The organism is Saccharibacillus kuerlensis DSM 22868 (assembly GCF_000378145.1).
GTDB classification, from domain to species: domain Bacteria; phylum Bacillota; class Bacilli; order Paenibacillales; family Paenibacillaceae; genus Saccharibacillus; species Saccharibacillus kuerlensis.
The window spans coordinates 236,256-257,877 of record NZ_KB899277.1; the positions used below are offsets into that span (position 1 = coordinate 236,256).

Below are 21,622 nucleotides of genomic sequence, written 5' to 3' on the forward strand. Positions count from 1 at the left end.
GGTACGGTTTTTTTGTGCGGAAGAACAGCCGCGTTAAGGCACCTCGTTCCTCTTCCGCTTAGCTTAATGCATATCTTATTCCGGAATTTATCGCTGTGGAATCGTTAAGTCGAAAAGCAAGAAATTCCACAAAAAAACGACAGAATCGAAAATTCGATTCTGTCGTTCCATGAATGATTCTCGGTTTAATGTCGACCTGCGCTTGCTTAGGCTTCGACGAGAACCGGCTTTTCGTAGGCATTGCTCAGCTTGCGCTGACGGCGCAGTACCGCTTCAGGCGGCTGAACTGTAGGTGCTTCCGGATGCAGCAGCCAAGATTTCACGAAGTGAGTATCCGACACTTTGAACATCGGAGGCTCTTTCTCGAAATCGATCTTCATGGCATAGTTGCTGCGCAGAGCAAATGCATCGCCAACCGGCGGATGCAGTAGATCTGGAGGCGTTCCAGGAATCGCTGTCAGCTTCTGTTCGCCGTTGCTGTCGAGCGCAGGCATCGAGGACAGCAGTCCCCAAGTATACGGGTGACGCGGATCGTAGAAGATCTCTTCGGCCGTACCCATTTCAACAATCTGACCGGCATACATAACGGCAACGCGATCCGCCATCTTCGCTACGACACCAAGGTCGTGAGTGATAAAGATGATGGCTGTGCCAATCTTCGCCTGCAGCTCTTTCATCAGTTCGAGAATCTGCGCCTGAATCGTTACGTCAAGTGCCGTTGTCGGCTCATCCGCGATCAAAAGCTTCGGATTTGCGGCCAAAGCCATCGCGATCACGACACGCTGACGCATACCGCCAGAGAACTCGTGCGGGTATTGATTGAAACGTCTGTCCGCATTCGGGATACCGACCAGCTTCAGCAGCTCCAAGCCGCGTGCGCGTGCGTCCGCTGCAGAAATTTTCTCATGCGTGAAGAGCACTTCGGTGATCTGCTTGCCAACCTTCATCGTCGGATTGAGCGAAGTCATCGGATCCTGGAAGATCATTCCAATTTCCTTGCCGCGCATTTTTTGCATTTGGTTTTGCGTTTTCCCAATCAGATCTTGGCCTTCGAACAGAATCTGGCCGCGCTTGTACTGTCCCTGCGGCTCCGGAACGAGCTTCATGATCGCTTGGGACGTTACGCTTTTGCCCGAGCCGGATTCGCCGACAATTGCCAACGTCTCGCCTTTATCCAGATGGAAGTTAACGCCGCGAATCGCCTGTACTTCGCCGGCCCGCGTTCTGAATGAAATCGCCAAATCTTTGACCTCAAGAAGTCTCTCCATAGTCTCCACTCCCTAGTAAAGCCCGTTCACGTTGGAACGGGCCGTTTGTCGCTTTTCGCATATCGTTCTCGCGTTTTGTCCGCAGCCGCGCACATCGCATTTCCGAACGTTTTTGTATGATCATGAGAACATTGTTGTACGAAACCGTATATAATATTGTAACTGCTTGCCTATCTGGCAGTCAAGCGGACATTAGATGTTAGATGTCTCTCTCGGAGAGACCGGCAGGCCAGATTTTTAGAACAGCTGTCGTAGAAGAAAGCGATAATTGTTTGCCCCGCACGGATAGCAGACCAAGCATTGAAATTGGAAGACAAAACGGTATGATGGTTAAAGCGGCATACGGCATATACGCATCCGTAAAATTTATCCGCTGCTTGCGAAGGAGGCTGCATCTGATGATCAACAAAGAAAGTCGGCTGGCGGAAGTCCGTCAATTTCTGCCGGAATGGCTGGAATACAGCCGCAAAGAAGCCGCTTCCGGAGAAGTGGCTTCCTATATTCCCGAACTGTCCAAAGCCCCACACGATGCGCTGGGCGTACATCTGCTCGATGTAGAGGGCGATTCGGCGTTGGCCGGAGACTGCGGTATGTCATTTACCCTGCAAAGCATCTCTAAAGTGTTTACCCTTATTCTGGCTCTGATGGATAATGGTGAGAGCGCCGTATTCGAGCGTGTCGGCATGGAACCGACCGGCGATAACTTCAACTCGATGCTGAAGCTGGAACTCGTCCGACCAGGCATTCCGTTCAACCCGCTGATCAATGCCGGTGCCATTACAATTTCTTCGATGATCCGCGGCGCTACTCCCGAAGAAAAATCGGCGCGCATTCTCGATTTTTTCCGGCGCTTGTCTGGCGGCAGTTCGCTTGAAGTCAATGAGGCGGTCTACCAGTCCGAATTCGCTACGGGCAACCTTAATCGCTCCATTGCTTACTTCCTGGTGGAAAACGGCGTATTGGATGGGAATATTGAAGAAATTTTGTCCGTGTACTTCCGCCACTGCTCTATTGAAGCCACCTGCCGGGATCTGGCCCGTATGGCTCTGGTTCTAGCTGGAGATGGTACCGATCCGCTTACCGGAGAGTATCTGATTCCCCGCCGTTATGTGCAGATCGCCAAAACGTTCATGATCACATGCGGTATGTATAACGCTTCCGGCGAATTCGCTATTAAAGCAGGACTTCCTGCCAAAAGCGGCGTATCCGGCGGCATTCTGGCTTTTGTTCCGGGCGCACTCGGCATCGGGGTCGTCGGTCCTGCGCTGAATGCCAAAGGCAACAGCAGCGCTGGCGTGCATTTGATCGAACGATTGTCACAGCGGATGGACTGGAGTTTGTTCTGAATCTCGAATACATCTTCAAGGATAGATGCGTGTGAAATGCTCGACTATAGGAAAAGGCTCGTAATAATCGTGGAGTAATCTTTTCCATTCCAAATATTGTGGAGATCCGCGGAATCCTTCGGTATGATCCTCCAGCGTCTCCCAACGGACAAGCAGCAGGTATTTATGTTCATCCTCCAAACATTTTTGCAGCTCGTGTCCAAGGTAGCCAGAGATCTGACATATATAGTCGGACGCCTCACGGAAATCGTGTTCGAATTTTCCTGTACGGTCCGGCTTGACCTGCAGCATTGCCGCTTCCAAAATCATTGGCTCTTCACTCCTTTGCGTTTGAGCCAGTATAGTGGGGGACTGCTGCTTCGTCAACTTAAATATGCGGCCTTAATCATCTTAATCACTTCAATCAAATGTACTGGAATGCGGAACCTCTGTCGGAATTCGCTCGGCTCCGATAAACGTTTGTCCGGCAAACCGGGCACAGTACACGTCCGGCATAGATAACTTCTCCCAGAAATCAAAACCGTAACGTTCGTCCCATCCTCCAAGCATCAGTGTCAAAATGTCACCGTGTGTACCGATCGCGATACGTTCGCCCGGATAACGCCGCAGCAATCCGTGAATAACGGACAAAGCGCGCTTCCGGGCTTCTTCGCTGTTCTCCCCTCCCGGTGGCCGGTAACGAAGGTCCGCGTAGCAGAGCCGCTTCGCTTCCAGAAATCCTTCCGGTCCTAGATCGCTGACTCCTGTGACCAGCCGTTCCCGCAAATCGTCATAGATCATAATCTCGCGTCCGGCAGCTTCCGCCAACGGACGAACGGTATCGACGGCTCGACGGTAAGGACTTGAGACGAAGACGCCGATGCCTTCTCCCTCCAGCCTGAGCCGGACGGTTTTGGCCGCCTGCATCCCTTCCGCAGACAATCCCCGTTCCAATTCTCTGCCGTGTACGTAATCCGAGTGGGCATGGCGAATAAAATACAGCCGGGTTTCGCAAGCCGATTGACTGCTTGTCTTTGCCGCGCCAACATTCATTTTTCTTCCTCCTTCCAAAATACAAAATACTCGCCTAGCAGGCCGGGCAATTCATCAAGCTGCGGATAAGAAGGCAGAGACGCAGAGGCAGTCCCATTTTGAACAAGCGGCAGCGCCAAATACAATTTGCGCAGGCAATGACGGTAAGCGTGTTCCGGTGCCGGTTCGCCGGCGCGTACGACGATAAGATCCTGCGGCCGGTACAGCAGCCGGTCGGTCTCTTCCGCGGTGACGGGATGCCGCCGCAGCAGCGTCAGCAGTTCGTCGTCGGCCAAGCTTCCGAGCTCCGAGGGGAGCAGGCCGCCGGCGTCGATCAAACGCTGCGTCAGCGCCCGGAGTACGGTCACGGGCGCGATGTTGTCCGGCGAAGCGTGGTAATGCGCTTCGTGGAGAATCAGCCGCAGCGTCAGCTCGGCAGTGTCCGCATCCGCTTCCAAATGCGGACCGGCAAGCCGGAAGCCGCGCAGCAGATCCGGCGCGGGCTTGGGCAGAATGCCGAAAGAAGCGGCACTGCGTACCCATGAATCAAGATGGTCGGCATGCAGAATCTTTTCGCTGTTGCGCAGCGGACTTGCGGTCGTTCCCTCAATCAGGTCCAGCACGCTTGCATGATGCAATCGTCCGCGTTTCAGAATAAGGCGGATCTCCTCTGCATGCAGTTCCTCTTCCGATCGCCGATGATGGTCGAAGCCTTCGATTCCTTCCAACGCATGGCTGAAAGGTCCGTGGCCGACGTCATGCAGCAGCGCAGCGGCCCGCAGTTCCGGCCAGTCGGGCGCCAGGTAGGCAATAAGCGCAAATACGCCCAGCGTATGCTGCAGCCGCGTCGACGTATGCTGCGTATGCAGCGCCGCCGGTCCGGCATGGCGAACGTAATGCAGCCGTCGCATCGCCTTGGTGCGCAGCAGCTCCGTTTCGATATCGCTTGGCGAAATTATCGTATTCCACAGCGGATCCCGCAGCTTGCCCGGACCGGCCATTTGCCCGTATATCCCGTGCAGCATTTGTCCGCCATATGCGGATTCCGATTTCATAGGCACTTTGATCTCTCTCCTTTTCTTAATCTCTCTCCCTTTTCATACATCCATGCTTCCATTCTTTCCTCTTCTCTAAGCCGGTCTCATTCCGCCGCACCCACCTCTTCGCCTGTATGCAGTGCAGCAGGTTTAGCAGTTTTCGATCCGAGTCTTCAAGAACTGCGAACAAGCTTTCAAATCGTACATCCTCCACACTCAATAGTCTTCTCTACGCGGACAACTAAAACTGTATTTCAAAACCTTTCTCTGTCTCTTTTCCGTACCTTTATCCGCTGTCAAATACCTATTCACCAAGTATACCCTTTATTCCACTTTCAGGTAAAATTCGATAGACTTACGTTCTGATGAAACGGCGGAAGTTGTATCCGATAAGCTCGACTTGCGTCATTGTCCTGTTATACAATCGGATGACGGGATGAAAACGAAATAACATTCTCCCGTTGAAAAGGAGCTGCGACACCGCATGAAAAAATGGATCACGATTACGTTATACGCCGCCGCTCTGATCTTCATTTTAATCTATCGTCATGAATTGCAGGCACTGCTGGAGAATGTTTCTCTGCCTGTCTCTTATAGTTTTGGCCTTGCTTTTTTGTTCGGATTTTTCCCTGTTCTGCCCTATAAGTTGATCATCGGCTCGCTTGGGTTCCTCTATGGACCGGTAGTCGGTGCACTGATCGCTTGGCTGGCTGTAACGGCATCCGGGCTGCTGCAGTATATCCTTGTACGCCAATTTTTTCAGCAGCAGGGCCGTGCACTGTTGAATCGTTTTTCAAGCCTTGAGCGCACGGGGCGTCTGATGGAGCAGCATCCTTTTGCCGTCATTCTCGCTGCCAGGCTTATTCCGGTAGTTCCCCATGCGCTGGTCAATCTGTATCCCGCCTTCCTTAATATTCGGCCGATCGTGTATGTTACCGCTTCCGCACTCGGGAAAATTCCGGCAATGCTCGTCTTTGCCTTCGTAGGCCAGAATTTGTTTACCGATCTGCCGAAAACGCTGACTATACTCGGCCTGTATGGGGGATTCCTGATTGCTGCCTATGCCGTTTACCGTCTTCGCTTTCGTTCTACGAACGACAGCAAACCGGTATCGGAGCAAAACGCCGAATGAGGGTTATAAATATATTCTTCCAGAAGTGATTCGAACAGCAGCAAGTCGTCCGTTTCCGCTTAAAATACGTCGTCCGTACAATCCTCTTTGTGCTCCTGACTTCACGCAGTCGAAATAGAGTCGGCGGGCAAGCCCGTTTGCCGCATCGGTCCATGGGGTAAATGGACAGTATGCAGGCGATGCGCGAAGCACCGCCGAAAGAAAGGGTGGAGACCATGGAAAAACAAATTCAAGCGCTGACCGAATGGTTGAACGGCAAAGCCGGGCAAACGCTGAAGATCGAAAAAAAGGAAAACGACGACACGGACATTGTCCATTTCGAACTTGAAGAGATCGGTGAACGTCCACAAGACAATCCTGTAGACGATTATCTGGAACGTGCACTGCTGCTGCGCGGATCGGGCAGCATTCTCAATGCGGATGGCGAGAAAGTTCCCGTACCCGGCGACACTTATGAGATTGTATTGAATGATCTTCAGGTCGACAGCCAAAACGAGGAGCGTCTGACTTTGAAGAACGACCGCGCCGAGTATACGCTGGATGTCGTCCAGCAGAACTGATCGCTGCTGCACCGACGTTTCGATAAAGAAAGCTGAATATGATAAAAAGAGGCTCTCCAGGCGGAGAGCCTCTTTTTGTATCTCATTTTGTACCTCATTTTGCACCTAATTTTAACATTCATTTGATTTAAAAATTAAAGAATGCACTATCAAAAAAGCCCGTCTTATTCCTTATACAGGAGTAAGACGAGCTCTATGATAAACGCTCAGAGCGTAAATGAAATCAAATTACTTAGCTTCGGAGCTTTGGTACAGTTCGATCAATTCTTCGATTGCAGCTTTGCTGACCATTTTGCCTTTGAAATATACGAGGTCTTCAGCTTCACCAGTGAAGATACAAGTTGGAGCGTATTTTCTCAAGATGATGCGTTCGCCGTCTACGAAAATTTCCAGTCCGTCTTTGATGTCGATTCCCATTGTTCTGCGAAGTTCAATTGGGATAACAACCCGTCCGAGTTCATCTACGCGTCTTACGATACCTGTTGCTTTCATTGCTATAATTCCCCATTTCGATTAAAATGTTAGTTGTCGACAAAAGATCGTCGTTATTCGATATTATTCGACATATTGTGCTTGCTTATACTGTACTCTGCTTTATATATCTTGTCAATATGGAAATTTATACTACGGTAAAATATTTTTATATTTTGTGAAAAAAAGAAAGCGAAACGTTCCAATTGGACGTTTCGCTTTCTTTTCCTTGTTCTTTTTTTCATTTCTTACTCAATTTTGCTATCCATTTTCTTCAATCATCTGGGAAAAAATTCGTCAATCAGCCGCCGATTGCTCCGATAATCGTTCCAATAGCAGCCCTGTTATCCAATCCAGCTGTCGTTCGATCGAAACTCCGTCATTAAACCAGAATCGTTCAAGCGGAACCCGATAGATTCGGCCTTCCTGTACTGCCGGAAGTCGGCACCATTCCGGCGACTGAAACAGCCGTTCATTGCCGGCTTCACCGTCTTCGGTATAGACGGTAAAGAACATGTGGTCCGCCGCATACTCGGCGAACCGCTCAGGCGCAATTCGCTTGTAACGTCCCGGCACAATAACGTCCCGGTGCACGCGCTCGGGCGGACGCAGTCCAAGTGCTTCGTGCAGCACGTAAGCCCCGCGGACTCCCTGGTCGAGCACGTACAGATTGCCGTAAGCAATCTCATAGAAAGCCGCCGTTTCACCCGGAGGGAAAACGGCCTGAACCCTGCTTCGCGCCTCGGCTGCGCGGCGCTGGAAGGCGGCGATCCAATCCGACGCCTCGGCAGAGCGGCCCAGCTTGGCCGCCAGATGTTCAAGCTGACGCACAGGGTCCGCTTCAAGCCATGGATGCACGATCGTCGGTGCGATTTCTCGCAGTTCCTCCAGCCGTTCGCGATTCAGATACGCCGGCGCCAGAATCAGATCCGGTTTCAGCCGTTCAATGGCTTCCGAATCGGTCTCATCGATCCGTACCGCATTCTCCAATTCTTCCGCAAGCTGCAGGGAGTAATCGGATATTCGGCGCTCGACAACTGCCGGCTTCAGCCCCATCGCCAGCAGTGCACCAGCGAACTGCAGCGCTGCTATTCGCTTCGGCCGACGACGAAATTCTGTCGGATGAAGCCCTTCCGCCTGCTTGAACTTGCGGCTGAAATACAATCCGTCCGGGTAACCTACCCGGACAGCAATCTCACTCATACTCAGACGACTGAGCATAAGCAGCTCCTTTGCCTTATTTATACGTACACGCAGTACATAATCGGAAAAGCTCATTCCGGCTTCCTGTCGGAACAATCTGGAGAAATAATGCGGATGGTAGCCGGAATCTTCCGCCAGCTCTTCTCGAGACAGCTTCTGTGCATATTCGGTATCGATTCGCCGGAGGATTCGGTGAATCGGCGGCTCCTTGACTTGTTCTCTGGCTGCGGGTACAGGCAGAAGCAGCATTTGAAAAAGCTCAAGCCAGTGCCTCTGCCGGGTCAACGATTTTTCCGACGTCTGTCCGTCTCGCCCTTCATCTGCTGCCAGCTCTCGCATCAAAGAAAAAGCCCGCCGCGGCAGTCCCGAATGGACGAGGCCCGCAGAGGGCAGTGCTTCATTGTCGGCTTGGTACACAAGTTCGCCGCGCCCTTCAAGGGCAAGACGATAGCGATCAAAGCTGATCCGATACAGTCTCAAATGCTCGGGCGAAGCTCTGCGCAATTCAATTTTCATTCCGTATTCGGCAAGAATTGCTGCGCCGGCATAAAGGTTGATTAGAGTACCGTCAACACGAACGACACCGACTCCGCTTTCTACCACAATCCATGTTGGCGATCCTGCAAAAAAAGTATCTTCATCCCTCTCGTCGTCCAGCAGAAGTGCGGCAATCTCACGAAGCAGCACGTGCTCATTGTCGATCATGACGATTAGGAAGCTCCTGGATGCTGCTCAAGCTGCGGACGCAAAAGGTGTACAGTTGCGCCAGAACGACCGGAATGATTCTGTTCCGAACGACCCGTTTCGACAAAGCCGAAGCGATGATAGAAATCATAAACTGCAGGCGCCTGATCCCCGACTTCCACAGCAAGTTCTCCGCGCTGCGCAACATGATCGAGAAGCATTCCCGCGACACCTTGACCCTGATAATGAGGATGAACGACAAGCAGCTCGACTTTTGAGCCGTTCATGGCAATAAATCCGGTCAGCTCTCCTCCAAATCGGCTCTGAACCGCATACAGCTCCAGCCGCTCGAGAATTTCTTCTCCGAACAGGCGAGCGTAGAACTGAATGTCGCCCGGGTCCAAATCAGACAACGTACGGCGTATCGACATCATCCAGATTTCCGTCAACCGATCCTGGTGCTCTTCCGTACACGTAATGATTTGCATGCGTACATCCTCCTTTTTACGTAGCGAGATTTTTCTTTAGACGACACAACCTTCCAGGGAATGATAAGGCTTCTTGTACCCGCTTTTTCGGGAGCTAATGAAAGAGCAAATACAAGGAAGATATTTGAATAAATATAACACAATATCACATCTTCGTTCCATGATTTTTTAGCGTTTCCTCCTATGAACGCTGTCGCAATGTTCGTTATTCCGCTGTTCATCGCTTTCCGATTTTTCATACAGCTCAAATACTTGAACAAATTCTTGAATGATGCTGTCCACCGCTTTCAGCTCACCCGCAATTACAGGATGAATACTTGCAAGCGACTCTTCTTTCAACTGTGAGGTCAGTGTACTACGGCGCAGCTCCAACCGTTCCAGAAAATGCAGAGCGCGTCCGCGCCGGAATGTCTGGGCTCCCTCGCCGCGTCCACGTCGACCCTCTTTTGTTTTTCTTGACTCATTCTGATCCATCGTTTTTTCTTGTAAAAACCGTTTTTCTTTTTCTTCGGACATTCCGAATCCCCCTTGGTTAAACCGGATGCTTTGAAACGCCGGCTTACAGGATCAACATCAGGTATGTATACAAATGTATTCACGCTTATCTGTTTTGTCAATGTTGACATACAAAAAGAGACAGCTTAAAAGCTGCCTCTTTCCGGCTTGTCGATCTTTTATTCCCTTTTATCGATTCTTTCCTATCAAGCCGTCTCGCCATGACGCTGACAATCGCCATGCTTGCAGGATGTGAACGTCCCGATAAAATCAAGCCGATGATCCGATACGTTAAATCCGTACTCGCGCTTCACCCGCTGCTCCAATTCAATCAGCCAGTCATCTTGAATTTCTTCGACTTCTCCGCAGATTGAGCAGATCATATGATGATGCATATGTTCGTGTCCTTCGCTGCGCAAGTCGAAACGGGCTACCCCATCGCCGAAATTCATTTTTTCGACCAAATGCAGCTCCGTTAACAGTTCCAACGTACGGTACACCGTAGCTAATCCAATTTCCGGAAAACGTTCCTTAACCCGCATATACACATCTTCCGCACTCATATGGTCGCGTTCATGTTCAAGCAGTACACGCATAGTCGCTTCGCGCTGAACGGTTGATTTGTATCCTTTGGCAATCATCTGCTGTTTCATGGATTTGAGCTGTTCTTCTACGATAACCAATATCTTCGAACCTCCTTTGAGCTCTACATGCTGCCTGTTCGCAGTTCGGCCGACCCGAAGTCGCTTTTTTAAATTAGAATGATTATAATTTAATAATAACGTAAATCTTGAAAATTCGCAAAGATTTTTGTCGCTTTTCGAAATAAAGCCTCACTTTGGTTATGTATATTCGAACGCATCAAAAGAGCGAACCGTTACGGTTCGCTCTTTTGATTGGACGTACATATGAATGATGTTGTACACCTATGGCAAATACCTGTCCGCTTAACTTTGTGCTTCCACAGAAGCTGGAGTGCCGACCGATCCGCTTGCTTTCTCCGATGTACTCGATCTGCCGAGAGTTCTTGTGTGTTCCAGATGCTTGCGGAAAGCGTACATGACGATCAGATGCAGCTTGGCCTGTGTATATTTGTACAGGAACCAAGGCATAGCCGGCAGATAATCGTGGATCGCTACGACACAGTCGCTCGTTTCCGGAATCATCAGAAACTCCAGCCTGCCGGAATGAGCGTCTTTCGCATTCGCAAACATTCCGCCTGTAATCAGATATACCGCCCGATCTTCACCGCTTTTGACAGGATCATAGCTCAATTCAAGGATTGGCCTGCTCAAAAAGCGGATATATACCCGGCTGACGCCATCTTCTCCCGTATGAACCCGGATAAACGGGCCCAGCGCTTTGCCCAACCATTCGAGATAATACTGACCTGCCCAATGCGCATCCTTGCCTTCCGGCAGCGTAACCCGTTGAACCGAACGGACACTGGATTTTTTTACAGCTGTCGCAGTTAGCGTCGGCTTCGACTTTTCGGGCTTCGACGATTCCTGACTTTTGCGCTCGGCTTCGACTTTTTCTTGACGTTCTTTATCCAGCGCTGCTTGAGCCGCCTCTTTGAACGAGGTTTGTCCGTTGCTGATCCCGTCCACCATTCGTTCGGGGTTCGCCACCATGGGATGAATTAGACTTTCGATCAGTGGGTACGCCATCTCGCGGGTCGATCCGGTAATGAGCGTGACCCATATTTTCGACAAATTCACAGTTAGAAACGGAACATCGATAAACCGACGCTTCACTCCCAATACTTCCGACATTTGCCGCAGCATTTCTTTATAACTCATCACATCGGGGCCGCCTACATCAACCGCCCGTCCTTTTACTTCCTCATTGCCGATGCTGTTCTTAAGAGCATTCAAGACATCGTCCAGGGCAATGGCATGCGTCTCGGTCCGTGTCCAAGTTGGAAGCGTCATAATCGGCAGTCTCTGTACCAGCTTATATAAAATAGGGAAAGATGAACCCTGCGGGCCTACGATCAGTCCGGCACGAATTGTCGTTACGGGAACTCCTGACGATTCGAGAATACGCTGCACTTCCAGGCGGCTTCTCAAGTGACGGGACAATTTTTCTTCCGGAAGATCTTCGGGTACGATTCCGCTCAGGTACACGATATGACCAATGCCATTCTTCCGTGCCGCACGAGCAAAATTATCGGCCAAGATCGCATCCATGTCTTCAAAATTCCCTTGAGTAAGCTTGGCTGTCGGCATCATGGAATGAATCAGGTAGAATGCATAGTCTGCTCCTTGAAGAGCTTCAAGCGCATCGCCCGTCGAATAAAAATCGCAGCTTCTCCATTCCACATGCTCTTCGTTTTCTTTCGAGTCTCCGTGGCGGGAAAGAGCAATAACATCATAATCTTCCTTTAGCTTTTTCAGCAGGTTTTGTCCGATATAACCGCTGGCTCCGGTTAAAATGACTTTTGGACGTTCCTTGTTCACGATTGGCGTAGTCTCCATATGCACACCTTCTTTGTTTGAGATTTCTCGGATGACCTTGAACGCAGCCCGGCCGCCGCTTTCTGTTCATTACCCGCTCTCCCAGAAAAGAACCCGTTCTTCGGCTTGTCATCCGAGAGAACGGGTTTTTTGAAACTAACTATAAGAGAAATCAATTTTAAGCTTCCATGCTGTTAGTTCTTTAGACCGCGATAGCGTCCGGTCCGGAGTTCCTGTACGTAGGCATCCAGCTCAGGCATCTCCGCTTCAACTGCCTGACGAACAGCCAGAGCAATATCGTAAGGTACGCGTGCAAACGTCAGATCAAATTTCGTTTTGCGCCGTTCTCCGAGTTCACCTTCCAAAATGGCATAAGACGCTTGAGTCATATCGAGCGGATTGCCTACGCTGCCGGCATTGAACAGCATGCGCCCTTCCATAATCTGCATATAAGCGTTGTGGATATCGCCATAGCCGGCCACGTCCGCTTTGATCGGTTCCAGACTGAGGTCGGAAGGTTCGAACAAGCTGAGCTTGCGCTCGTAATCGTCCCAAGGTTGAACCCGCTCGAAAGCGCTGCGCGGCGAAGCATGGAACAGCCGGACGTACCGTCCGCTCATCATAAATTCGATCGAGAAAGGAAGCGAACGCAAATAATTAAGACGTTCTTCTCCTAGGAGACGCTGGTGCCAAGCAAGCGTTTGAAATTCTGTCGGCTGCGGCGTGAATTCATCCCAGTTTCCCCGTACTGTATATTTGCAGTGCTTGCGAATCAGATCGATCACTACATCCGAGCTTGGACCTTTGCCGACCAGGTCTCCCAGACAGTAAATGTCCGCAATTCCTCGGCTTTCGATATCTTCGAGCACCGCTTCCAGTGCGGGAAGATTGCCGTGAATATCGGATATAATCGCTATTTTAGTCATCGGTAATCCCCCGTTTGATGTCGAATTGCCTCGGTGTCGAACTTTTTATAATTTTTCAACACTAGAAGTCAAGGCCGCGAACTTTCGCAAATATCATTTCATTTACAAGTGTATCATCTTCTTCAAGCTTCCAATTTCGCAGAACACCCTCCAAAGTGAAGCCTGCGCGTTCGGCAACAGCCGCACTGCGCTTATTTCGGTCATCACAGCGAATTTCGACCCGGTTTGCTTCCAAATATCGGGCGGCAAAATCCGTCAGACCGTGTACCGCCTCCGTAACCAGTCCTTTTCCTGCGTAAGAGGTACGAATCCAGTAACCGATCTCGAACCGCCGTGCCCTCCAGTCGAACCGATGCAGCCCGCTTGCGCCCAGGATTAATCCCGTTTCCCGTTCGGTCATCAGCATCATCATGTCGGTCCGCTCCAGAAAATGCAGCCGTTTGAGGCGCACAAGCTGCTCCGTTTCTTCCGGCTCCGGCAGAATACGCGCAAACGGCAGGAACGGCGACAATTCCTGCTGGCTTTCACGAATCGCCGCATTCAACTCCGCCCCGTCACCGGGAAGGGTTGCACGGATCAACAGACGCTCCGTTTCGAACCGATCGGGAAAATCGAGCATAATGGGGTGTGTTTTGACACTCATGGCTTTTCTCTCCTTCTCTTCTCCTTAAGACCATCCTATAATCTATACCGCTAGATCTCATTTATTCCGTTCCATTCCCGTTCGAACCGCTGCAGGAATTGTTCCATAAACACGTGTCGATCTTCCGCAATTCTGCGACCGGCCTGCGTATTCATCAGATCTTTCAGTTTGAGCAGCTTTTCGTGGAAATGATTGATGCCCGTGTCTTTGCCGTTTCGATATTCTTCCGGTGTCATATGATGACGAACCGGGATACTCGGATCGTACATGGGCCGGCCTTTTTTACCCGAATAAACAAACGTTCTGGCTATACCAATCGCTCCTAATGCATCAATCCGATCCGCATCCTGAACAATCCTGCCTTCAAGCGTACTCATCGGCAGGCCCGTACCCCCGCGAAATGACATTGTTGAGATGATCTCCATTACATGAGCGGTTTCTTCCCGGGTAACGCCGTGTTCCAGCATCCAGTTCTCTGTCTGCTTCATTCCTTCTTCATGGTCGTCCACCAGCTTTTCGTCCGCCAAATCGTGAAGCAGTGCGGCCAGCTCACAAATAAAAAGATCCGCTCCCTCTTCTGCCGCAATATGTTTAGCAAGCTCGGTCACCCGGTAAATGTGCCACCAATCGTGCCCGCTGCCTTCATGCTCCAACGTGCTTTTCGCCAGCGCTGCAGCTGCATGCAAAATGTCCTGCTGCCGCAGCTCTTTCGTGTTTTCACCGTTCGTATGATCCATGCCAAATCTCCTTCGCCGCTTGTCGTGCCGCGTCATATCCGCAGCGCTATTCTATTATTGTACCGAAAACCGGAAGCCGAGCAAAGGGGAAGTCTATAGAAACAACATAAAAAGACCCTCATCCGAACGGAGTATCCCGCTGGACAAAGGTCTTCCCTATTTCAACAGCATCTACCGCGTCAACCCTAATAAAGGCGCAGATATTCCCGTTTGGTTAGCAGCCATTCATTTCTAATTGGGTCCAACCTTTATAGTCAGCGAGCCGTCCTCTTCATCAACCAGCAGCCGCTCACCATCCTGTACTTCGCCGGCAATAAGAGCCCGGGCAACCTTCGTCTCCAATGAACGCTGTATAAATCGCTTGAGCGGACGTGCGCCATAGACGGGATCAAAACCTTCCCGGGCAATCAACCGAGCCGCAGGTCTGGACAATTCAAGTTCGATTCTGCGTTCCGACAGACGGCTGCGCAGTTCATCGGCCAGTTTTAGCACAATCTGCTCGATCTCGGACATCCCAAGCGGCTTAAACAGCACGACATCGTCGATCCGGTTAAGAAACTCGGGCCGGAAATGACTGCGAAGCTCACGCATGACGTTTTCCCGCGCCGCTTCTGAAATGCCATTTGAAACTCCACCCTCTGAAATACCACCGCTTAGATATGCCGAGCCGATATTTGAAGTCATAATTACAATTGTATTTTTAAAATCGACATTACGACCTCGCGAATCAGTCAAACGTCCGTCATCAAGCAGCTGCAGAAGAATATTGAAAACATCGGGATGCGCCTTCTCCACTTCGTCAAGCAGAACGACGGAGTAAGGCTGCCGCCGGACCGCTTCGGTCAGCTGACCGCCTTCTTCATAGCCGATGTACCCGGGAGGCGCACCAATCAGACGCGACACGCTGTGCTTCTCCATGTATTCGGACATATCGATCCGAATTCTGCTCTCTTCCCGATCGAACAATACGGCAGACAAGGCTTTGGCCAATTCCGTTTTACCGACGCCCGTTGGGCCCAGGAAGAGGAAGGAACCGATCGGACGATTTGGGTCCTTGATACCTGCTCGCGCTCTGAGTACAGCATCCGTGACAAGGCTTATCGCTTCATCCTGACCCACAACCCGCTCACGCAGGATGTCTTCTAGACGCAGCAGCTTTTCCCGCTCGCCTTCAACAAGACGACTGACCGGAATTCCTGTCCATTTGGATACGATATCCGAAATTTCCGATTCGGTTACCGCTTCTTTCAGCATTCGATCTTCCTGTCCATGCTGCGCAGCTTCCTTGACCTGCTTCAGTTCACGTTCCAGATTGGGAATGATACCGTAACTCAGTTCAGCCGACTTATTCAGATCGTACTCTTCCTGCGCCTGCTCCAAATCTTTGCGTGCCTGCTCTAGTCGGCGCTGCAGTTCACGTGCTCCCTCAATTGCGGCTTTCTCCTGCTCCCAGCGTTCTTTCATAACCAAATGCTGCTCTTTGAGATCGGCCAGCTCGCGCTGGAGATTATCCAGACGTTTTCTGCTGGCCGGGTCCGTCTCCTTGCGAAGAGCGGCCTCTTCAATCTCCATCTGCATCATTCGGCGGGTCACCTCGTCCATCTCTCCAGGCATAGAATCGATTTCGGTTCGGATCATCGCACAAGCCTCGTCCACAAGATCGATTGCCTTGTCGGGAAGATAACGGTCGGAAATATAACGATTGGACAGCACACCGGCTGCCACTAGAGCACTGTCATAAATCTTGACCCCATGATGAACTTCGAATCGCTCTCGGAGACCGCGCAAGATTGAGATGGTATCTTCTACGCTTGGCTCGCCGACCAGCACTTTCTGGAATCGGCGTTCCAATGCCGGGTCTTTCTCTACATGCTCCCGATATTCGTCCAAAGTGGTCGCTCCAATACAGTGCAGCTCGCCTCGCGCCAGCATAGGTTTCAACATATTTCCCGCATCCATTGCTCCCTCGGATCTGCCTGCACCGACAATGGTATGCACTTCATCAATAAACAGAATAATTCGTCCATTTGCTTCCTTAATTTCGCGAAGTACGGCCTGCAGTCTTTCTTCAAATTCGCCCCGGTATTTCGCTCCCGCAATGAGTGCGCTTATATCGAGCGAGAAAATAGTACGGTCCTTCAGCCCTTCCGGCACATCACGGCGAACGATTCGATGCGCCAATCCTTCAACGATTGCCGTCTTGCCGACTCCAGGTTCACCGATCAGCACCGGATTATTTTTCGTTTTGCGAGATAAGATCCGAATAACGCGGCGGATTTCGACATCTCGTCCAATAACCGGATCAATCCGACCTGCACGTACTTCAGCGACAAGGTCTCGTCCATATTTCTCCAACACTTCATACGTCCCTTCCGGTTCGCGGCTTGTGATCCGCTGGCTGCCGCGAATGTCCTTCAACACACCGAGCAGCTTCTCGCGTGTTATGCCTTCGGCACGCAACAGTTCTCGTATTCCGCCCCGTTTATCTTGATCAAAAGCAAGCGTGACATGTTCGACGGCCGTAAACTCGTCGCTCATTTGCTCCGCTTCCTTCTGCGCTCGTTCCAATACAGCAAGCATATCTGCTGAAAGATAAGGCTGTACACCTCCGCTGACTCGCGCTTTCCGCCTCAGAAGTTCATCCACTTTATAAAGTATCCGCGCTTCGGAAACGTCTAGACGCTGAAGCAGTCTCGGCAGCAGCCCTCCGCTCTGCTTCAACAGTGAGTGAAATAAGTGAGGAGTATCGATCTCTTGATGGCCGCTCGATGATGCAAGCGCCTGCGAAGCCGAGATCGCTTCCTCCAGCTTCTGCGTCAATCGGTTGAAATCCATCTTGTTCTCCTCCAACTCTATAGGTTAGGCTCTCTTGCTATGATGCTCTGCATAATATTTTGCCGAATGTCGATTCCGGGCAGTATTCAGGACTTCCGCTTTCCTAGCTGCGGTTGAAAGCCTGACAGATTTGCCAAACGACGGTACAATTCTTCTTCCGCCGAAGTAGGTTCCGGCACTATGATCTCGATCTCGGCAAATAAATCACCGTAAGTTCCATCCGCGCGACGCAGCCCGCGGCGCGGAATGCGAAGTCTCCGGCCGGCAGCGATCGCTCGCGGAATGTTTAGATTGACCGCCGCTCCATCGGGCAGCATAATTCGCGCCTTTCCTCCGAGTGCCGACTGCCACGGTGCAATACGCAGCGCGGCTACAAGATTCTCCTCTTCCAGCGTATAAACAGGATGTTCCAATATGTTAAGCACGATTCGCAGCTCTTCTCCCGAAGCCAATCCGTTGCTTCCGTTTCCGGTCATTCGAATCGTATTACCGTTTCTTGATCGTTCCGGCAGCCGCAGCCCAATTGTTTTGCCTCCAAGCATAATTCGAACTGTCTCTCCACGATACGCCTGTTCAAGCGTTACCTCAAGCGTAGACTGAGCCGGTCCCCGCATCTCCGCTTCAGCTGCCGTACTGCCGAAACCTCCCATTCCGCCCACACGTTCGTTGAAAAACATATCAAAAATGTCTTCGTGCTGCAGATCATTAATCCAGTCGAAACTTCCCCCTGAATTTCCGAAACCTCTTCCTTGAGAACCGAATTCCGATTCCCTGTGCCGATCCCGAGAAGTTCTGCTTCCAAAACCGTCTGCAGAGCGGCGCCGATGAGCATCGTATTCGCGGCGCTTATCCTCACTGCCGATCACCTCATAGGCGGCGGCAATTTCTTTGAAGCGCTCTTCCGCTCCCTGCGTCTTGTTCACGTCAGGATGCCACTGCTTGGCCAGTTTTTGATAGGCTTTCTTGATTTCCGACTGGGAGGCGTTTGCTTCGACCCCGAGTACATGGTAATGGTTTTTGTCCGGCATGACCTTCCTCCCCCTTATAAACCGAGCTTCTGCCCGCCTTCCTTACCTCTCTATACCCGAATCTCTCTCCTTTTATAGAAAAGCAAGCCGTGTACCTTCCTTTTATGTTTGTTCCTTTCCTTTGTTACGCATATTCGACAGGATTCGTTGCATCTCAAATTATCTGTAAACGTATGATTGTGAGTTTAAATTAGGCTCATTTAACTTGTTTATAGAAACATAAAAATACTTATATGTATTTTCTTCTTTTTTTTCAATTAAGCGGTTTCAGTTTGCGGAATTTGTTTAAGATAAATCAGGAACTAAATTGCATGCAGACATCAAGATATATGAGGAGGAGTTTTTTTGAATAGATCCAAAATGCCGGGAACGGGAAAATGGGTAACCGCCGTACTGGCTTTCAGTGTAACTTTTGGAGGAGCCTGGGCCGTGCCGTCATTCGGACCAATCGCTCATGCTGCTTCCGTTGATCAAACCGCTTCATCCTCCCATCTCTCTTATTGGAACAGTGTAGAACGAGCTGCGTTGGTAAAAATGCTCGCCATCTGCAACCAAGCTTCCAGCGACTTTTACAGTGATCCGGATAATGCCCGGTATCAAGCGATAAAGTTACATTCAGACAGCGCGCGCATTCTTTTGCTCAATCCTGCGTCCTCCCCCGCTGAACTCAACCTTGCTTACGCCAATCTCGATTCCGCTCTTACCGCTTACATTGAAGAGTATATCCGTGACGCTTCCATTCTCGAACGCCAGACTTTTCAAATGGCCCGAATGCTGAACGATTCGATTGGAACGACTCCAGGGACATATCCACAAGATGCCGCAGATAAAATGTTTGCCATCATCGAAGAAGCTCAAGCGGTTGTTTACAATGAAAGTTCGACGGTTTCTCAGTTCTGTGATCAATATCGCAAATACATAGAGGGTGCCGCGGCATTAAACGACTCTATGAATTTTGATCGGGCAGATCGTCTGAATAAATTGAACACTGAGCGCCAAACGATCGAAGCTCTAGCTGCTAACGCCTCTTCAGACGAAAACTCCGACAAACTGGTGGAAGCTTTCAAAGTTCAGGCCGACGAGTTGGATAAGCTCTTGAACGGAACATCCGGCCTGCTGGCTGTTGAAGCCGCAACTCGCTGTGTACAAAGTGCTTATAATGCCTGTCAGGAAGGAATATCTGCTGACGAAGGGATACAGCTGGCTAATGAGTTGGACGAAGCCCGCAAGCTGTACGATTTGCCTAAAGGCATTCGTTCAGGACAATATCCAAACTCCGCATTTGGCGAACTGCGCAAAGCGGTTAACAAGTCAGCTTTGACACTTTCCAGAAATTCTTCGCAGGCTCAGTTAAGCGAGGCACGAGCTTCACTGGTCGAAGCGGTCGCTATATTCCATTCTAAACTGCGTCCTTAAGGAATTTAGTTGAATATTATTGAAAGAATTAAAAAGAGACACCGGAAGAATGATCCGGTGTCTTTTACTTGTATGGGGACTTTGTCCGACTGATCAGTCTTCGCCTTCAATCAAGATGCGTTTACCACCGGCAACCTCCTTTTTAGGAATGTCCAGCTTAAGAATCCCGTCTTTAAGCGATGCACGGATTTTATCACGGTCGGCATTTTCGATGAAGAAGCGACGAACAAATTCTCCATATCGGCGCTCGCTGCGTATCACGCGTCGTGTCTCATCACTTTCCGGATTCTGTTCATGCCGAACAGCGCGAATCGTCAGATAAGAAGCTGTGTAGTCAATGTCAATCTCTTCTTTGCGGAATCCAGGAAGCTCGGCCTCCAACAAAAAACGCGTGTCTTCCTCAATAAGATCTGTACGAAAAGACATGGCACGTTCGCGTACCGAAGCCGTAAAGTCTTCGCCGAACGTATCCCCCAACGTCTTTTTCAACTGCTCGATCATCTCTTCTGCCTGTCTGCCAAAAGGGCCTTGTTCAAACATCGTCCATTCTCCTCTCGAAATCGATTAGTCGATGAAGCACTTTGTCTGAAGTTTGTTTGACCTTTATTGACTTTACTACTTCATTATAAAGCGAATACGCAGAATTAGCAAAAGAGTTCCAGGCATTTTACAGGCGAATTTGTATATTTATGGACCATTTTCGGAATTTAGTAGAAATTTTCTTCTTTTCTAAGCATTTTCGATTTGTATCCTTTTAGAAAATCCTGTTGATCCTGCAGTATATCCTTGACTCCGATAGAAACGATGTGCGGCCTGCCGTTCATCCCTATTGCCGCTATTCAACTTGACATAAAGCGCTCCCAGCTCACTTGCCCACTTTTCCGCTTCCTTGAGCAGTTTACCCCCAATTCCTTCTCCCCGATGATTCTCCGACACTACTAGAGCCATTACCCAAATTTCGGATTGATCGTGAAGCAGCGGCTGTTCCTTGTGCAGCGTAATCACGCCGGTCAGCTTGTCGGACTGCTCCGCAACCAGCGTTACATAATCGCCATGTTCACGCAGCACACGCAATCGGGCAGCTAAAGCTGTCGGTTCTGTAGGATATCCAAGTTGGCCGAACAGTTCGCACAGCTGTTCAGCTTCACTGTCCGTTTCCCTTCTGACAGTCAGCTGAGATAACTTTTGCTTACTTGAATCTGCCATTCGTTTTCCTTCTTTCCGCTGTATTATCATGTGAATATATCCCGTATATTAAACGAAAAAGCCAGTATGCGGACATGACCGCGCACTGACTTTTTCCGATACCCTATGGTTGTGCTTTCGATGATAAGTATATACCGAAGTTTTGGGCTGCGCTTAATTTGAAAGCTTCAGCTCCATCGGCTCCGAACATATCGTATAGCCGTTTTTTGTATAAAAGGCTTCGCCCCGCTTGTCCGGCCACACCAAGATAAAGTCATGCTCCAGCTCTCTCGACCATTTTTCAATAACTTGAGTCAGCCGACTTGCGATGCCCAATCCCCGATGCTTGGGACGGGTATACACATTGGTCATATAAATAAAAGACTTGGTCATGCGGCCGGGACAGGGAACTTTCCGGACCACTTCCAGATAGGCATGCGAAACGATCTCATTTCCGTACTCCGCAACCCATAGCACCCAATGCTCCGAACCGATCACTTCCTCCAGAAACTCATGCATTTCATCGGTGTAATCGCGTTTCTGTTCATCTGTAATTCTCAATTCAGGATGATTCTCCAGCGTTGAATCGTAACGCATTTCGGCCAGCTGCGCAATATCGTCGATTTCGGCCGTGCGCATGATCAATTCGCTCATTGTATTCGCTCCCGTCTGTTGTGGGTTGCCTGCCAAAGGTCTAT

At 50.2% G+C, this 21,622-nt stretch carries 22 protein-coding genes; 4 read left to right on the plus strand and 18 right to left on the minus strand.

What is annotated here, in order from left to right; genetic code table 11:
• Positions 1-206: 206 nt before the first annotated feature.
• Positions 207-1,268 (minus strand): ABC transporter ATP-binding protein, encoded by a 1,062-nt coding sequence (locus tag F456_RS0101055; protein WP_018975145.1) that lies wholly within the window; start codon positions 1,266-1,268, stop codon positions 207-209.
• A 398-nt stretch (positions 1,269-1,666) separates the two neighbouring features.
• Here F456_RS0101055 and glsA point away from each other — a divergent pair, with 398 nt between their 5' ends.
• A complete protein-coding gene (gene glsA, locus F456_RS0101060) occupies positions 1,667-2,614 on the plus strand; it encodes a glutaminase A (RefSeq protein WP_018975146.1) in 948 nt (315 codons plus the stop codon).
• Positions 2,615-2,629: 15 nt separating this feature from the next.
• Here the strand turns inward: glsA and F456_RS0101065 are convergent, their stop codons facing one another.
• From F456_RS0101065 to F456_RS0101075, 3 genes are all read right to left on the minus strand, one after another.
• Complete coding sequence (locus tag F456_RS0101065) at positions 2,630-2,923, minus strand: antibiotic biosynthesis monooxygenase family protein (RefSeq protein ID WP_018975147.1); 294 nt, start codon at positions 2,921-2,923, stop codon at positions 2,630-2,632.
• A gap of 90 nt (positions 2,924-3,013) precedes the next feature.
• Positions 3,014-3,646 (minus strand): histidine phosphatase family protein, encoded by a 633-nt coding sequence (locus tag F456_RS21515; protein WP_018975148.1) that lies wholly within the window; start codon positions 3,644-3,646, stop codon positions 3,014-3,016.
• Positions 3,643-4,680: an HD domain-containing protein gene (locus F456_RS0101075; protein WP_018975149.1), complete on the minus strand. Its 1,038-nt coding sequence runs from the start codon at positions 4,678-4,680 to the stop codon at positions 3,643-3,645. Before F456_RS0101075 ends, F456_RS21515 begins: the two co-directional genes overlap by 4 nt.
• 466 nt (positions 4,681-5,146) lie before the next feature.
• On the opposite strand from F456_RS0101075, the gene F456_RS0101085 reads away from it, so the two are divergent.
• Both F456_RS0101085 and ymzB read left to right on the plus strand, forming a co-directional pair.
• Complete coding sequence (locus F456_RS0101085) at positions 5,147-5,794, plus strand: TVP38/TMEM64 family protein (protein ID WP_018975151.1); 648 nt, start codon at positions 5,147-5,149, stop codon at positions 5,792-5,794.
• A 215-nt stretch (positions 5,795-6,009) separates the two neighbouring features.
• On the plus strand, positions 6,010-6,354 hold the full coding sequence (gene ymzB / locus F456_RS0101090; RefSeq protein ID WP_040924865.1) for a protein YmzB: 345 nt from the start codon (positions 6,010-6,012) through the stop codon (positions 6,352-6,354).
• A 228-nt stretch (positions 6,355-6,582) separates the two neighbouring features.
• Here ymzB and F456_RS0101095 read toward each other — a convergent pair whose 3' ends face one another.
• The 11 genes from F456_RS0101095 to F456_RS0101145 all read right to left on the minus strand — a co-directional run bounded on the left by F456_RS0101095 (position 6,583) and on the right by F456_RS0101145 (position 18,323).
• Positions 6,583-6,846 (minus strand): AbrB/MazE/SpoVT family DNA-binding domain-containing protein, encoded by a 264-nt coding sequence (locus F456_RS0101095; RefSeq protein WP_018975153.1) that lies wholly within the window; start codon positions 6,844-6,846, stop codon positions 6,583-6,585.
• A gap of 276 nt (positions 6,847-7,122) precedes the next feature.
• Complete coding sequence (locus F456_RS21520; RefSeq protein WP_018975154.1) at positions 7,123-8,733, minus strand: ABC transporter substrate-binding protein; 1,611 nt, start codon at positions 8,731-8,733, stop codon at positions 7,123-7,125.
• A gap of 5 nt (positions 8,734-8,738) precedes the next feature.
• Entirely contained in the window at positions 8,739-9,200 is a 462-nt protein-coding gene (locus tag F456_RS0101105; RefSeq protein WP_018975155.1) for a GNAT family N-acetyltransferase, read from the minus strand.
• Between the two features lie 168 nt (positions 9,201-9,368).
• Positions 9,369-9,716, minus strand: a complete 348-nt coding sequence (locus F456_RS21525) for a hypothetical protein (RefSeq protein WP_018975156.1) — start codon at positions 9,714-9,716, stop codon at positions 9,369-9,371.
• Positions 9,717-9,901: 185 nt separating this feature from the next.
• Positions 9,902-10,378, minus strand: coding sequence for a ferric iron uptake transcriptional regulator (fur, locus tag F456_RS0101115; protein ID WP_018975157.1), 477 nt, complete (start codon positions 10,376-10,378; stop codon positions 9,902-9,904).
• Between the two features lie 264 nt (positions 10,379-10,642).
• Positions 10,643-12,175 carry an NAD(P)H-binding protein gene (locus F456_RS0101120; protein ID WP_018975158.1) on the minus strand — a complete coding sequence of 511 codons (1,533 nt, stop codon included), beginning with the start codon at positions 12,173-12,175 and terminating at the stop codon, positions 10,643-10,645.
• A 173-nt stretch (positions 12,176-12,348) separates the two neighbouring features.
• Positions 12,349-13,080, minus strand: coding sequence for a metallophosphoesterase family protein (locus tag F456_RS0101125; RefSeq protein WP_018975159.1), 732 nt, complete (start codon positions 13,078-13,080; stop codon positions 12,349-12,351).
• Positions 13,081-13,141: 61 nt separating this feature from the next.
• Positions 13,142-13,723, minus strand: coding sequence for a GNAT family N-acetyltransferase (locus tag F456_RS0101130; RefSeq protein WP_018975160.1), 582 nt, complete (start codon positions 13,721-13,723; stop codon positions 13,142-13,144).
• Between the two features lie 50 nt (positions 13,724-13,773).
• Positions 13,774-14,460 (minus strand): HD domain-containing protein, encoded by a 687-nt coding sequence (locus F456_RS0101135; protein WP_018975161.1) that lies wholly within the window; start codon positions 14,458-14,460, stop codon positions 13,774-13,776.
• Positions 14,461-14,691: 231 nt separating this feature from the next.
• Positions 14,692-17,295, minus strand: a complete 2,604-nt coding sequence (gene clpB, locus F456_RS0101140) for an ATP-dependent chaperone ClpB (protein WP_018975162.1) — start codon at positions 17,293-17,295, stop codon at positions 14,692-14,694.
• Between the two features lie 86 nt (positions 17,296-17,381).
• Positions 17,382-18,323, minus strand: a complete 942-nt coding sequence (locus tag F456_RS0101145; protein WP_018975163.1) for a DnaJ domain-containing protein — start codon at positions 18,321-18,323, stop codon at positions 17,382-17,384.
• A gap of 345 nt (positions 18,324-18,668) precedes the next feature.
• On the opposite strand from F456_RS0101145, the gene F456_RS0101150 reads away from it, so the two are divergent.
• Positions 18,669-19,739 carry a hypothetical protein gene (locus F456_RS0101150; protein ID WP_018975164.1) on the plus strand — a complete coding sequence of 357 codons (1,071 nt, stop codon included), beginning with the start codon at positions 18,669-18,671 and terminating at the stop codon, positions 19,737-19,739.
• 93 nt (positions 19,740-19,832) lie between these two features.
• On the opposite strand, the gene F456_RS0101155 is transcribed toward F456_RS0101150, so the two are convergent.
• The 3 genes from F456_RS0101155 to F456_RS0101165 all read right to left on the minus strand — a co-directional run bounded on the left by F456_RS0101155 (position 19,833) and on the right by F456_RS0101165 (position 21,578).
• Positions 19,833-20,279: an Hsp20/alpha crystallin family protein gene (locus F456_RS0101155; RefSeq protein ID WP_018975165.1), complete on the minus strand. Its 447-nt coding sequence runs from the start codon at positions 20,277-20,279 to the stop codon at positions 19,833-19,835.
• A 189-nt stretch (positions 20,280-20,468) separates the two neighbouring features.
• The gene (locus F456_RS0101160; protein WP_018975166.1) at positions 20,469-20,945 is read right to left on the minus strand and encodes a GNAT family N-acetyltransferase; all 477 of its coding nucleotides are present in this window, start codon (positions 20,943-20,945) and stop codon (positions 20,469-20,471) included.
• A 153-nt stretch (positions 20,946-21,098) separates the two neighbouring features.
• Positions 21,099-21,578, minus strand: a complete 480-nt coding sequence (locus tag F456_RS0101165) for a GNAT family N-acetyltransferase (protein WP_018975167.1) — start codon at positions 21,576-21,578, stop codon at positions 21,099-21,101.
• Positions 21,579-21,622: the final 44 nt, after the last annotated feature.